Below are 14014 nucleotides of genomic sequence, written 5' to 3' on the forward strand. Positions count from 1 at the left end.
ACAGGAACCGGCGCCGGTCCGTCGATCAGCGCGGCCCCGGCCACTCCCGGCCGGGGCCCCCGCTCGTTCAGCAGCTGATGCTGCCCTTGCGCAGCGCGTGACCACCGTCGTTGCTGTCGTCGGACCAGTACACGGGCTTGGCGCCGCCGGTGCACTCCGTGGCCGCGGCGACGGAGAAGCCCTCGTTGTTGTAGTTGGGCATCCCGCTCGGGCGCTGGTAGACCGCGGTGGTGGCGAACGCGCCGGACGCGTTGACCTGCATGGTCCGGTGCTGGCCGTCGCAGGTGTCGTCGCAGACGACCCACAGTCGTGAGGCCTGCGGCTCCCACTGCAGCTCCATCACGGCGGACATCCCGCTGCTGATCGTGGCCACGCGGGTGAAGGCGCCCGAATCCTGCAGGACGTAGCCGTAAACCGTGCCCGTGCCTTCCACTCCGACGAAGAACACCCCGCCGGTGTGCGAGGCGTAGTGGCCCGGGTCGTAGGCCGCGCCGGTCGAGGAGTCCTTGAACCCGGCGGAAGTGAGGCTGGCGTCGGGAATCCAGGTGACGCCCTCGAGACCGAGGTTGGGGTCGGTGGACGGCAGGTCGTCCGTGAGGTTCCACTCCTTCGTCGCGGTCAGGCTGGTGCCCGTGCCGCTCACGTCGTAGCGCAGGACGGACAGGCGGCTGGTGTCGGAGTTGTCGCCGTCGCGCTCGTTCGAGGTGTAGACGCCGCCCGGGGAACCGGCGCCGGTCAGCGTGATGCCCTCGTCGTCGGGCGTGCCGGAGCCGTCCGGGTAGTGGACCTTCTTGCCGGAGCCCCAGCCACTGGCGGTGTCGGGCTTCCAGCCGCCGGAGCCGTTGGGCACCAGCCGCCAGATCTTCCCGGAGTTCTGCGCCGCCCACATCACGCCGCCCTCTTGGTAGAGGCCGCTGAGGTCCTCGCCGAACACGTTGGAACCGTCGGCGGTGGTGACGGAACTACTTCCCGGCCACGCCGCCGGCGACGGGTCGCTGGTGCTGCCACAGTTGTTGGCCGCGCCCAGGGTCAGCGAGGTCTGGGTGAAGGACCCGGTGCCGTCAGGGCAGCGTGACCACGACGGGGCAGAGTGCTTCTTCCAGCTGAAGCTGTCGACCAGGGTGCTGCCGTCCGCGAGGTAGAGGCGCGCCTGGTCCTCGGAGCCGAGGCCGAACTGGTTGTGCACGTCGAAAGCCTTGAACCCGCCGGGTGCCAGCTTGGTTCCGGAAGCTATCTGGTACTTCGAACTGTCCTTGTCATCCTTCAGGATCCAGCCCGACACGTCGACCGCGGCGGTGCCCTGGTTGTACAGCTCGATCGAGTCGTTGACGTCTCCGGTGGTCACCACCTCGTTGACGCGGACGTCGTCGGCTGGGGCGGCGTGGGCCGCGGGCGCGGACAAGGCGCCGAAGACCAGCGCCGGTCCGGTGACTACGACAAGGGAGCGGCGGAGGCGGCTTTGCCACCGGCGGGTTTCGGGCACGGAGTCCGTCCTGGGGTCGGTCTGGCAGGGTTGAATCGGGCTGGGCTGGATCGGGCAGGCCACCCGACAGTCCCGGCCCGGACCGAACGCCCGCCTTCCCGGGGGTGAGCGCGGTGTGAACGGTAAACGAACTGGAGCGCGCAGTGGTGAAACGGGAGCCTAGCAGCCCCGAAGACCTCCGATCAGACCTTGATTTCGCGCCGTCAGCGTGCTTGACGCACCCACCTGCGCAGCAGTTTTACGGTGCCGGCAACGGTTTCCCGCTCAGCGGCGCAGCGCGGTCTCCCGCTCCATCCGTGACAGCTTCTCGGGGTTGCGCACCGCGTACAGCCCACTGATCAACCCGTCGTCGATGCGCGCCGCCAGCACGGTGTCGATCTCGCCGCCGAGCCGGACGACCAGCGCCGGGTGGCCGTTGACCTGGGCCGGCTCCAGGGACACCGCGGCGTCGAGGCGGCTCAGCAGGCGAGCCACCCGGTCGGCGCCCACAACGGGCTTCAGCACGGCCTGCACGATTCCGCCGCCGTCGCCGAGCAGGACCACGTCCGGGGCGAGGATGTCCAGCAGGCGTTGGAGATCACCGGTTTCGACCGCGCGCTGGAACGCTTCGAGCGCGTCGCGGGTCTCGGTCCGAGAAACCGCGCCGCGCGGCCTTCGCGCGGCGACGTGCGACCGGGCCCGGTGCGCGATCTGGCGGACGGCGGCCGGGTTCTTGCCGACGGCGTCCGCGATCTCCTCGTAGCCGAGGTCGAACACCTCGCGCAGCACGAACACCGCCCGCTCGGTCGGCGTGAGCGTCTCCAGCACCAGCAGCATCGCCATCGAGACGCTGTCGGCCAGTTCGACGTCCTCGGCCACGTCGGCCGAGGTCAGCAGCGGCTCGGGCAGCCAAGGGCCGACGTAGGACTCCTTGCGCCGGCCGAGCGTCCGCAGCCGGCCGAGCGCCTGGCGGGTGGTGATCCGGACCAGGTACGCCCGCTGGTGCTCGACCGCGCCGAGGTCCACCGCGGCCCACCGCAGCCAGGTCTCCTGCAGGACGTCCTCCGCGTCCGCGGCCGAGCCGAGCATCTCGTAGGCCACGGTGAACAGCAGATTGCGGTGGGCGAGGAACGCCTCGGTGGCCGGGTCCGGGCTCTCGCGGCGTTCGGCGGGCGAGGTCATGGTTGCTCCTCTTCGGTCACGGCGGTATCGCCCATCGGACGCCGGACCGGGCCGTTTTGTGACAGCCCACGGCCTGTGGCGTGCGTCACGGCCCAGTGCTGTCACAAGGGCCGGGGCGCCGGCATCTCGTGGTCAGCCAGTGCGAGCAGCACCGGGAACCACGAGTGAGGACGAAGTCATGGACGCCCGATTCCCCCTGTCCGACAACGAGATCGGCCTGAAGTTCGGCAAGCGGTTCGCCAACGCCGCGATGGTGATCGACCAGTCGCCGCTGCCGAAGGCCACCCAGGAGCTGGTGAAGATCCGGGCCAGCCAGATCAACGGCTGCGGCTTCTGCACCGACATGCACACCAAGGACGCGACGGCCGACGGCGAGACCCCGGCGCGGCTCAACCTGGTCGCCGCCTGGCGCGAGGCCACCGTGTTCACCGAGGCCGAGCGGGCGGCGCTGGCGCTGGCCGAGGAGGGGACCCGGATCGCCGACGCCCACCACGGCGTCTCCGACGAGACCTGGGCCCGGGCCCGCGAGCACTTCGACGACGACCAGCTCGTCGCGCTGGTTTCGCTGGTCGCCCTGATCAACGCGGCCAACCGGATCAACGTCATCGTGCGTAACCCGGCGGGTTCCTACGAGCCCGGCATGTTCGCCGCGTTCGCGAACTGAGCCGCGCCGGGTGAGGTTGGCAGGGATGGCGCCAACCTCACCCTTCGGCGGCGGTCAGAAGGCGGCGAGGCCGTTCGGGGTTCCGTTGCCGGTGGGCCCGTCGTAGCCGGGGGTGGCGGTGCAGAGGTAGTCGCCGCCGCATTCCTCGTACTTCACGTTGTCGCCGCCGACGGTGTCGTTGAGCTGCGCGGCGTGCGCGTACAGCCGGGACGCGTCCGGGTACTGGTCGTGGTGGCCCGCCAGCGCGATCACCCCGGCGATGAACGGCGAGGACGCGCTCGTCCCGCCGACGACCGTCCAGCCCGGCTCGATCGTCGTCTCGTAGACGGCCGGGCCGGTTTTCGGATCGGCCACCGCGGACACGTCGGCGACGGTGCGGCCGGGGCAGTTCGGATCGGCCTGCCAGGCCGGTTTGGCCACCCAGGCCGAACACCCGCTGGTCGCGCCCGACCACGCCGATTCGGTCCAGCCCCGCGGATTGTCGGCCTTCGTCAGCGACGTGCCGCCGACCGCGACGACGTTCGCGTACACCGCCGGCGCGTTGGGCACCGTGAATCCTTCGTCACCGGTCGACGCGACCATCGCCACCCCGGGATGGTCGTAGTAGGCGGCGAAGTCGCCGATCAGGCGGCTTTCGGTGATGCCGTAACTGTTCGACACGACGGTCGCCCCGAGCCGCACCGCGGTGTCCACGGCGATGCCGAGCGAGTCCACCGCCGGGTCGTCGCCCTCGACCAGCAGGATCTGGCACTGGGCGCAGGCCGCCGACGCCAGGTCGAGCCCGATCTCCACCGGCCAGGTGCCGCTCACCGGGGGCAGCGGGGCGGCGTCACCGCGCTGGTTCACCTTGCGGAAACAGCCGTTCGCCGTGGTGCACGGCGGAAGCCCGTACGTTTCCCGGTACACGGCCAGATCCGCTTCGGCGGTGGGGGAGTCCCCGGCGTCGACGATGCCGATGGTCTCGCCGGCCCCGCCCGTGGCCGGCAGCCCGTAGGCGGAGCGCAGGTCGGCCGGGCCGTAACCCGAAGGCAACGGCGCGGCCCCGCCCGGCGCCGCCTGTCCGCGCACCCCGCGCCCGCCGGACGGCCGGCTGTCCACCTGGGAGAAACAGCGCGCGAACCCCGCGGCGGCGGGGCCGCAGACTTCCCTTGGCGCGGCTGCGGCTGCGGGCCCGGCTGGTACGAGTGCGGTGACCGTGGCGAGGGCGGCGGCCAGTACGGCGAACCGGCGGCGAGCGCTGCGCATTTTTCGTCTCCCCGCGGTCATTTTCCGGCCTTCGCGATGGTGTAGGCGTTGGTGATCGTCTGGCTGATCGCGTTGCCGGCCTTGTCCCGTGCGGTCACCTTCAGCGACGGCGAGGTTCCCGCCGCCTCGGCCGGATTCCGCCACACCGCGGCGTATTCGCCCAGCGCCCCGGCGACCTGCGCCGGCTTCCAGGTGACGCCGTTGTCGAAGGACACCGAGACCGTCACCGACGTGATCGGCGAGCGCGCGCCGGCCCCGCTGTAGGCCACGTGGCCGACGTGCAGGCCGAGCACCTGGAACGGCGCGTCCGAGGTAGTGGTGAGGTCGGCGTCCAGGTCGTAGTCCACCGTGAGCGCGCCGAGGACCTGGCACGGCTGGGCGGGATCGGCGGCCTGACAGGTGTGCGGTCCGGGCAGCGGGGTGGTCTTCGCGCCCGGGTCGTACTTCACGGTCAGCTCGGTCCGCAGCTTGCTCGCCTGCCCGACACCGGGGATCGCGGTCCGGTCGACGTCCAGCACACCCCGGAAGGTGGCCGGCGTCGGCGGAACCTGGACCACGGCGCCGTAGACGCCGTCCTGGTCGAACATCTGCTTGTCGTCCCGGTACAGCGAATAGTGCGTCTGCGGGGCGTAGAACAGCGCGACCGCGGTATGGTCCGGTTCGCTGTCGCGCACCGCCGGGATGGCCAGGGAGACCGTGCCACCGGCGGAGCAGGCATCGCAGAGCTGCTTGCCCGTCCACTGCCCGAGACCGGCCGACAGCGGGCCACGGGACCAGTCGGTGGTCGTGGTGGTGCCCGGGCGGTAGGTGCGCGGGTCGGCCGTCATGAGCTGGTAGGACGAGCCTTTCTGCTCGAACTGAGCCCACTGGGTGGTGTGGGTGGTGCCCAGGTAGTCGGTGAGCACGCCGGGCGCCGGGACGAAGAAGCCCACGCCGCCGAGGCCGTGCGCGAGGATCACCGGGTCCAGCGGGCCGTTGTCGATCGCGACGGGCATCGTGTCGGCGGGGTCGGCGTGCAGCACGTCCCGGACCGTGGCGAGCTCGCTTTCCTTGGTGGAGAACGACTGGTCGGCGGCGATGCCCTCGGAGGAGAACGAAAGGTCGACGCGGTAACGGTCCTCGGCCTTGGGTGCCGCGCCACCCCACTGCACGACGTAGTGCAGGCGGCCTTCGGACGGCTTCGCGACCGGGCTGACGTACTGGGGGAGGCGGTATCCCGCGATCGTGAAGGCGAATCCGCGGCCGGTCGCGTCCTCCCGGTAGGCGCTGACCTGGATCAGGTCTTCGGTGGCGGGCTTCGGCGAGGTCACCTTGACCAGCGAGGTAGCGGTCCGCTCGTCGACGGTCAGGGTGCTGGCCGCCGGGGAGGCACCGACGGCAAACCCTTCCACCGCAGCGGTTCTCGCGGCGGTCGCGGTTCCGCTCGCGTCGTAGTCGGTGAACGTCGAGTACGCCGCGTAGTGGCCCTCGGGCACGGCGATCCTGGTGACCCCGTTGACCTCGACGTCCCGGTCCAGCTTGGCCGCCGAGTCGGTGTTGACCAGGCTCACGCTGCCGTTGACCGAGTGGCCGTTCAGATCGGTGAGGGCGATTTCCAGGAAGTGCAGGGGGTAGTTCGGCTGGGCGCTGGGGTTCTGCGTACTGGGGTTCTGGACGGCCGGGTTCTCCGGCGACGCCCCGGCCAGCTTGATCGTGACGGGCAGGGCACTGCTGCCGGCCGGGCGCCCGGCGGCCACGTCGTCGGCGATGCGCCGGTGCAACGCGGCCCCGAACGCGCTCGCGGATTCACGGGTCAGGTACCCCGTCGCGTGGCCGGGAGCGGTTGAGGTCAGGGTGATCCCGGCCGGCGCGGCCGGGGCCACGCCGCTGGGGAAGGACAGTTCGAGCGGGATTCTCCCGGTCCTGCCGACACCGGCCTTCGCGAGCGCCGTGACGTCGAACAACGACCGGTCCAGCTGCCCGAGAAAGGGCGCGGCGTCGGCCGGAATGAGGTAGCGGTCGCCGCCGTCGGCCTGGAAGGACTGGGCCATCCGGAGGTTCGCGGACGGGGACAGCGCGTAGTTCGTGCCGCCGTTCGGCCCAGGGGAAACCGTGACCTGGTCGCCGGTGATCAGCGTGACCTGCTGGGCCGCCTGCGCGCTTTCGGTAAACGCGCCAGTGGTGAATGCGCTTCCCGAAAAGCTTTCCGCGCCCGCCGGTGCGGCCAGTGCACAGGAAACACCGGCCGCCACCGCGATAACTGTGCCGTTACGTCGTGCTTTCCGTGACCCGAATCCCCGTCTGCGCATGCTCGATGCTCCATTCCAGCCGGCGGGCCCGATTGCTGCTCCGATGCTGGACTGGACCATTTACCGCGTCAATGGGTGACCCGATTTCTGTCCATTGCCGGGTCCTGTTGTCACACGACCCCAGCGCTGTCCACTAAGGACTCAAGCGGCGGCCCGAACCACCTCGGCAACGCCGTGTCCAGGCCCGGCCCGCCGGCCCACGCCACGTAACCGTCGGGGCGGACGAGCCGCGGCTCCGGGCCGTCGCGGGTCTCGACGCGGTCGCCCCAGCCCGCGGGCAGGGGCGCGCCGACGAGCACGGCGCGGCCGTCGGGCGCGACCGGGACGTCGGTGGCGCGGCCGAGGGTGCCGGGGTAGCCGATCCCGATGCCCGACAGCTCCAACGCGGTGGCGCGCTGGGCGTCGGGGGTCGCGAGCAGCCCGGTGATGATCTCCCGGACGGCCATGGCGTCGGGGTCGGGCACGCCGAGCACCCCCTGCGCGCGGGTGCTGAGCAGCACGCGCGCGGCGATCGGGTGCCGCTCGTCGTGGTAGCTGTCGAGCAGCCCGCCGGGGGCGTGCCCGCGGACCGTCGCGGCCAGCTTCCAGCCGAGGTTCACCGCGTCCTGCAGGCCCAGGTTGAGGCCCTGGCCGCCGATCGGGAGGTGGACGTGCGCGGCGTCGCCCGCGAACAGCACGCGGCCGTGGCGATACTGCTCCAGCTGCCGCGCCGCGTCGCCGAATCGCGACGCCCAGAGCACCTCGCCCACCTCGATCCCGGGCCCGTGCGCGGCGGTCAGCGCCCGCTGCAGCTCGCCGGTCGTCACGGGTGCGTCGCGGTCGAGCCGCTGCTGCTCCTCACCGGCGACGACCACGCGGTGGCGCCCGCCGGAGAGCGGCAGCAGGAACCCCGACGCGGCCGACGGCAGCTGCCAGCCGTCGCCCAGCCCGGCCGGTTTCCTCGCGAGCGTGAGGTCGGCGACGACCAGTGAGAACCGCGCCGAGGTGCCGGGGAACGCGGCCCCCAGCAGCGTCCGGACTGTGCTGTGCCCGCCGTCGGCCGCGACGAGCCAGTCCGCCCGATAGTCACGCCCGCCCGCGGTGACGGTGACACCCTCGGCGTCCTGCGCCACGGCGGTGACGGCGGCGCTGCGTTGCACCGGTGTGCGCAGCCGCGCCTCGATCGCCGCCGCGACGTACGCCTGCTCGACGCCGAGCTGATACGGAAAGGGTGTCGGCAGGCCGGAGTAGTCGATCGGGATGCCCGAGAAGTGCCCGCCGGGCAGCCGCGCCTCGACGTGCGGCTCGATCGCGGCGAGCAGGCCGCGGTCGGCCAGCACCTCGACCGACCGCGGCTGCAGGCCGAGCGCCTTGGACTGCGTCGCGGGCCGGGCGTCCCGCTCCAGCACCAGCACGTCGAGCCCGGCGCGTTCCAGCTCGAAGGCGGCCAGCAGCCCGGTCGGGCCGCCGCCCGCCACCAGCACGTCAGGCATCGAGGTTCTCCTTGCGGAGGTACCAGACGTGCCAGACGATCAGCCCGGCCAGTGAGGCGAACCAGACCACGGTGGTGACCACGGAGATGAGGTCGATCGGCAGCACGTAGACCAGCACGACGTGCGCCACCGCGCCGGCCAGCAGCACCGCGCCCCAGGCGGCCGTGTTGATGCGCAGGCCGCGCCGGAACCGGGCGTCGGTGTCCCAGCGGCCCGCCCACGCGGCCGCGCCCTCGGCCCCGCGCTTGAGCTCGGCGATCGTGCGGCCCAGGGTCAGCTGGGCCGGCCGGCCGACGAACACCGTGACCAGCATCCACGCGCCGAACAGGCCGCCCAGCGCGGCGGTCCAGCCCTCCCGGATCGCCAGCGTGCGCGGGTCGTCCGACAGCAGGCCGAGCACCACTGACAGCACCATGACGCTGATCGCGACCAGTGCGACGAGGTCGACCCGGCGGTTGCGCACGACGGTCCAGGCCACGTACGGAGCGGCCACCAGCACCCCCGCCATCAGCGCCCACCACTGGCTCACGCCCGCGGCGCGCAGTCCGTAGAACAGGACCATCGGCACGACCACTTCGAACACGACGGCCAGCACGTTGGCCCGGACCACCCGGCGCAGGCCGGCGTCGGCTACTGGCTTCTCGTCGATCATCATTTGTTCTCCCCCTCGGGAACGGGTGCGGTCGCCCGCACGTACAGGTCTGCCAGCTCACGGCCGATGCGCGTGAGCTCGTCGGGTTCGGGAACGTCGGTGGTCGCGGTGGCGACGACGGCGTCGAGGCCGGAGGTGAGGGCGATCGCCGCGGTCCGCGCGTCGAAGGCGCCGAAGACGCCGGCCGCCTGCCCCGTGCGGAAGTGCTCCTCGAACAGGGCGTGCCGGCCATTGACGGACTCACTCTGCGAGCCGGCGTTCGCCACCAGGTCGATCAGCGCCCGCACGGCGGCCGGGTGCTCGCCGACGAGCGCGACGTTCGCCTCGACGAAGGCGCGCAGCTGCGCGACATGGCCGACGGCGGCGTCGACGCGCGGGTTCATGAACCCGCCCGCGACCTGCTCGATCTCGGCGACACAGGCCGCGAGCAGGTCGTCCTTGCCCGCGAAGTGGTAGCTGATCATGCCGGTGCTGGACAGGCCGGCGTGCTTCGCGATCCGGCTGAACGATGCCTTGGCGTAGCCGGCCTCGGCGATCACCTCGATCGCCGCCGTCACGATCTGGGCTCGCCGGCCCGACTCGGTGAACGTTTTTGCTCGCATGAGCAAAAGTTAGCTCACGCGAGCAAAAACCGCAAGCCGCCTGGGTTGAAAGCCGTTAAGGCCTCCTTACCCGCGTCCGACGCGGGTAAGGAGGCCTTAACGGATCTTGGGTTGGTCAGGCCTGGTCAGGCGCGGTCCGGCGCCGCTCCCAGCAGGGCGACGCGGCGCATGACGTCGATCTGGGCGGGGTTGTAGAGATCGAGCACGGCCAGTCCGAACGTGCGCTCGGCGAAGGGCGCGCCCCGCGGCGCGTCGGCGTGGAGGTCCAGGATCCCGGGATGGTCGACGAGCAGGTCCTGGACGTGGGGGTGCAGGCGCCGGGCCAGCTCGTCGCGGGCCTGCTCGCCGGCGTCGGCGGGCAGCCGGTCGAACTCGGACGACTCGGGCGATGCCTGGTACGACCGCAGCAGCTCCGAGTAGGCCTGGAGGCCTTGCGGGCCGAGGACCCGGGTCAGCACGACGATGAGGGAGCGGTCGGTGTCGGACAGCCCGGCCCTGGCGCTGGCCGGGGCGAGCCCGAAGGGCAGGTCGGCAGGCGCGGCCCGCTTCATGATCAGGGCCAGCTCGAGCCGGACCCGCTCCAGCCGCTCGATGGTGCCGGCGAGTTCGGCGTCGAGGGTGCGCAGCGCCTCTTCGGGGTGTTCGTCGGCGTCGCCCATCGCGGAGATCTGGGCCAGGGAGAACCCGAGGTCGATCAGGCGCTTGATCCGCAGGACCCGCACCAGGTGGGCGACGCCGTACTGCTTGTAGCCGTTGGCGCGCCGGACCGGCTCGTCGAGGAGGCCGACCTGGTGGTAGTGCCGCACGGCCCGAACGGTCGTGCCGGCGAGTTCGGCGATCTCGCGGGTACTCCAGGCCACGCCCGGCCACCTCTTCCCGAAACTGGGGTCCGCCGGCGCGGTCGCGACGGCGGACCCCAGTGAAGACCGTGCCGTCGCGGCATGGTCAAGAGCTGAAGCCCCGAGGTGAACGGAAGTTTGACCGTCCGGCCGGGTTCAGTCGCGGCGGCTCCGGTGGAAGAGCAGCCGGTAGACGATCAGGATGATCAGCGCGCCGAGCACGGCCAGGCCCCACGTCCGCAGGTCGAAGAAGGTGCCGAGCTGCACGTGGAACACGGTCTTGCCGACCCAGCCGCCGACGAACGCGCCGCCGATCCCCAGCAGGATGGTGATGATGCAGCCGCCGGGGTCCTTGCCCGGCATCAGGGCCTTGGCGATCACGCCGGCCACCAGGCCCAGCACGATCCAAGCGATGACGCCCATGTACTTCCTCTCGTCCGGATACTGCCATCCGGTAGACGCGCCGTGGCCGCGAGTGGTTGCGTCTTGTCCCGGCCGGCTCGGGGACCGCTCCCGTCCCGGCGTGGCAGTCTGGTCGACGGGCGCGTGGCGTAGCGGGCCGCGCCGGTCGGCGAGGGCGAGGAGGACCGGGTTGTCCAGGGACTGGCGGCTGTTCGGGCGCAAGAGCCGGGGCCCGGCGCGGAATCCGGACGAAGGCGCGGGAACCGGCACTCCTCCGGTGAACGCCGTGGTCTGGCCGGCCGCTGCCGAAACCGAAACCCAAGCCCACATCGCGGCCGCCAAGGCCGAAGCCGAGGCCGCCGTGCTGCTGGCGAGTACGAGGGCCTGGCTGGACCTGCCGCCGCATCCGCACCTGCAGGCCTGCTATTACCTCAGCCTGGCGGACTGGCACCCGCGGGTCGTCGCCGAATATGTGCCCGGCGAGGACCTCGCGACGGCGGCGCGGGCCGGGCGGCTCGGCACCCCGGGTGAGGTCGTCGACGCGGCCGTCCAGCTCGCGTGGGGGCTGCAGGCGGTGCACGAGGCCGGCCTGGCCCACGGCGACGTCCGGACGACCAGCGCCGTGCTCGCCGAGGACGGTGTCGTGCGGCTCACCGGATCCGTCCCAGTTGCCTCCACAATGGACGGTTCGGTCAAGGATGTGCGAGCACTGGCGGCCGCGGTGACGGAGCTGTTCGACGGGCCGGGGCGCCCGCCGATGCCCGAAGCGGTCGCGGCCCTGGTGCGTGAGTGCTCCGCCGGAGACCCGCCGGCCGCCCGGGAGTTCGCGGACCGGCTCATCGCGCTTTACCCCGGGGAGACCGGCAGCCCTTATCCCCGCGAGGTCCCGAAGCCCGCGGAGCCGTTGGCGAACGAGTGGAACAACCGCGCCGTCTCGCTGGCGCTGGCGGGTGAGCACGCGGAGGCGGAGCAGTACTGGGAGCGCGCCCTGCGCGACGACCCGCGGCACCCGGACTCGACGTTCAACCTCGGGCTCTTGTTGTGGCGCGCCGCCCGCATCACCGACGACGAACTCATGCGGCGACTGGAAGCGGCGGGGCAGGCCAGTGCGTTCGCTCAGGACGACCACGTGGAGCGGCTCGCCGGGATGGTGGACGGCGAGCGCGGCGTGCCCCGGCCGGACCCGGCCGCCGACCCGCCCCTGACGGCCCGGTGCCAGGCCGGCTGGATGTACGCCGTGGCGGTCACCCCGGACGGGCGGCTCGCGGTCTGGGGCGCGGACGACGGCGGGGTGCGCTGGTGGGACTTCGACCACGGCGACGTCGTCACGCTCACCGGGCACACGGACGAGGTCTGGGCGGTCGCGGTGACCCCGGACGGCCGGTTCGCCCTGTCCGGGGCGGCCGACAACACGGTGCGCTGCTGGGATCTGGCCACCGGCCGGTGCCTGCAGGTCCTCAACGGACACCGGCAGCGGGTACGCGGTGTCGCGATCAGCCCGGACGGACGGCACGCGGTCTCCTGCGCGGAGGACGGCCGCGTCCTGAGCTGGGACCTGGGCAGCGGCCGGCAGACGGGCACGATCACCGAGGGGAAGGCCGGCCTCATCTCGGTCGCGATGACGCCGGACGGCCAGTACCTCGCGGTGGCCGGCAACCACGGTGTGCTGCAGTGGTGGGAGGTCCGGACCGGCCGCTGCCTGCACACGCTCACCGGCCACACCGGCAACGTCTTCTCGGTGGCCGTCACCCCCGACGGCCGGTACGCGCTGTCTTCGGACGACGAGCGGGAGGTGCGCTGGTGGGATCTGCGCACCGGCGAGTGCCTGCGCACGATCACCGGCCACGGCTCCACCGTCTCGTCGGTGGCCATCTCGGCCGACGGACGGCGGGGCGTCAGCGGAAGCATGGACCGCACGGTGCGCTGCTGGGACCTCGCCACCGGCCGCTGCCTGCGCACGATCGAGCACGAGTACCTCGTCCTCGGCGTGGACCTGACGGCGGACGGCCGCCGGGTGGTCTGCACCGCCACGGACCGCAAGCTCCGGGTCTGGGACCAGGCCCGAGCCGTGGCCGCGCCGTGGAGTCACAGCCCCACCGGCGGCGCGCGCGAACTCGAAGCGAGGGCGCGGGAGTTCCACTCCGAGCTGAGCCAGGTGCGGTACCTGCTGGCGAACGCGGCGGTCCCGGCCGCGGCCGAGCGGCTGCGGCGGGTCCGGGCCATCCCCGGGTACGCGCGGCATCCCGAGGTGCTGGAGCTGTGGCGCGAGGCGGGCCGGGCCGGGCGGCGCACCGCGTTCCTGGACGTCCGCCGGGTTCGCACGATCGAAAACCCGGCGGGGCTCACCGCCCTCGCACTCGCCCCGGACGGGCGGCGGGCACTGGCCGCGGGCTGGGATTATCTTCTGCGCCAATGGGATCTGGAAACGGGGGAGTGCCTGCGGGAGCTGGCCGGGCACCAGGACGCGGTCACCTCGATCGCCTTCGCGCCGGACGGGGGCACGGCGGTGTCGGCGAGCGCCGATCACACGTTGCGCGTCTGGGACCTGAGCACGGGTGCGTGCCTGCGGGTGCTGTCCGGGCACGCCGAGGAGGTGACCGCGGTCGCGGTGGCCGCGTCGGGCCACGTGCTGTCGGGCAGCGCCGACCACACGCTGCGCTGGTGGGACCCGCGGACGGGGGAGTGCCTACGAGTCCTTTCCGGACACACCGGCACGGTCAGCTCGATCGCGCTCACCCCGGACGGCCGCCACGCGGTGTCGGGCAGCGCCGACGCCACCGTGCGGTGGTGGGACGTCGGCACCGGCAAGTGCCTCGAAACCTTGCGCAGCCACAAATGCGGCTCACGGGCCGTCGCCGTGACTCCGGACGGGCGCACCGCACTGTCCGGTGAGGACTGTGGAAACCTGCAACGGTGGCAGCTGCCGGAGGGGCGGTGGATCAACGCGCAGTCCGGGCACGAGGGGGCGATGCTCGACCTCGCTCTCACCGCTGACGGCGACTACGTCCTCACCGCGGGCGCGGACCGGACCCTGCGCTGGCTTGACCTGAGCTCCGACCGGTGCCTGCGGGTGCTCACCGAGCACGACGACGAGGTCTGCGCGGTCGCCGTCGCCCCGGACGGCTGGTCGTGCGTCACGGGCAGCCGGGACGGCACGCTGATCGGCTGGGCGCTCGACTGGAACCACGAACCCCGTGAGTGAGGTG

General features: G+C 72.2%; 11 protein-coding genes. 2 read left to right on the top strand and 9 right to left on the bottom strand.

The window, feature by feature from the left end; all coding sequences use genetic code 11:
* Window positions 1-67 precede the first annotated feature (67 nt).
* Both OG943_RS06815 and OG943_RS06820 read right to left on the bottom strand, forming a co-directional pair.
* Window positions 68-1483: a lamin tail domain-containing protein gene (locus OG943_RS06815; protein ID WP_328608827.1), complete on the bottom strand. Its 1416-nt coding sequence runs from the start codon at window positions 1481-1483 to the stop codon at window positions 68-70.
* Window positions 1484-1747: 264 nt separating this feature from the next.
* A complete protein-coding gene (locus OG943_RS06820; RefSeq protein ID WP_328608828.1) occupies window positions 1748-2644 on the bottom strand; it encodes an RNA polymerase sigma-70 factor in 897 nt (298 codons plus the stop codon).
* 178 nt (window positions 2645-2822) lie between these two features.
* On the opposite strand from OG943_RS06820, the gene OG943_RS06825 reads away from it, so the two are divergent.
* Window positions 2823-3308: a carboxymuconolactone decarboxylase family protein gene (locus tag OG943_RS06825; RefSeq protein ID WP_328608829.1), complete on the top strand. Its 486-nt coding sequence runs from the start codon at window positions 2823-2825 to the stop codon at window positions 3306-3308.
* A gap of 54 nt (window positions 3309-3362) precedes the next feature.
* Here OG943_RS06825 and OG943_RS06830 read toward each other — a convergent pair whose 3' ends face one another.
* The 7 genes from OG943_RS06830 to OG943_RS06860 form a co-directional block, all read right to left on the bottom strand.
* Window positions 3363-4553: a S53 family peptidase gene (locus OG943_RS06830; RefSeq protein WP_328608830.1), complete on the bottom strand. Its 1191-nt coding sequence runs from the start codon at window positions 4551-4553 to the stop codon at window positions 3363-3365.
* Between the two features lie 17 nt (window positions 4554-4570).
* The gene (locus tag OG943_RS06835) at window positions 4571-6784 is read right to left on the bottom strand and encodes a hypothetical protein (RefSeq protein WP_328608831.1); all 2214 of its coding nucleotides are present in this window, start codon (window positions 6782-6784) and stop codon (window positions 4571-4573) included.
* Window positions 6785-6951: 167 nt separating this feature from the next.
* Entirely contained in the window at window positions 6952-8313 is a 1362-nt protein-coding gene (locus OG943_RS06840) for an FAD-dependent oxidoreductase (RefSeq protein ID WP_328608832.1), read from the bottom strand.
* Window positions 8306-8968, bottom strand: a complete 663-nt coding sequence (locus OG943_RS06845; protein ID WP_328608833.1) for a VC0807 family protein — start codon at window positions 8966-8968, stop codon at window positions 8306-8308. The genes OG943_RS06840 and OG943_RS06845 overlap by 8 nt, the downstream gene beginning before the upstream one ends.
* Complete coding sequence (locus OG943_RS06850; protein WP_328608834.1) at window positions 8965-9567, bottom strand: TetR/AcrR family transcriptional regulator; 603 nt, start codon at window positions 9565-9567, stop codon at window positions 8965-8967. Before OG943_RS06850 ends, OG943_RS06845 begins: the two co-directional genes overlap by 4 nt.
* A 125-nt stretch (window positions 9568-9692) precedes the next feature.
* Entirely contained in the window at window positions 9693-10427 is a 735-nt protein-coding gene (locus OG943_RS06855; RefSeq protein WP_328608835.1) for a MerR family transcriptional regulator, read from the bottom strand.
* 135 nt (window positions 10428-10562) lie between these two features.
* Complete coding sequence (locus OG943_RS06860) at window positions 10563-10829, bottom strand: GlsB/YeaQ/YmgE family stress response membrane protein (RefSeq protein WP_328608836.1); 267 nt, start codon at window positions 10827-10829, stop codon at window positions 10563-10565.
* A 169-nt stretch (window positions 10830-10998) separates the two neighbouring features.
* On the opposite strand from OG943_RS06860, the gene OG943_RS06865 reads away from it, so the two are divergent.
* On the top strand, window positions 10999-14010 hold the full coding sequence (locus tag OG943_RS06865; protein ID WP_328608837.1) for a tetratricopeptide repeat protein: 3012 nt from the start codon (window positions 10999-11001) through the stop codon (window positions 14008-14010).
* Window positions 14011-14014 lie beyond the last annotated feature (4 nt).

The sequence above is a fragment of the Amycolatopsis sp. NBC_00345 genome (genome assembly GCF_036116635.1).
Lineage (GTDB): Bacteria > Actinomycetota > Actinomycetes > Mycobacteriales > Pseudonocardiaceae > Amycolatopsis.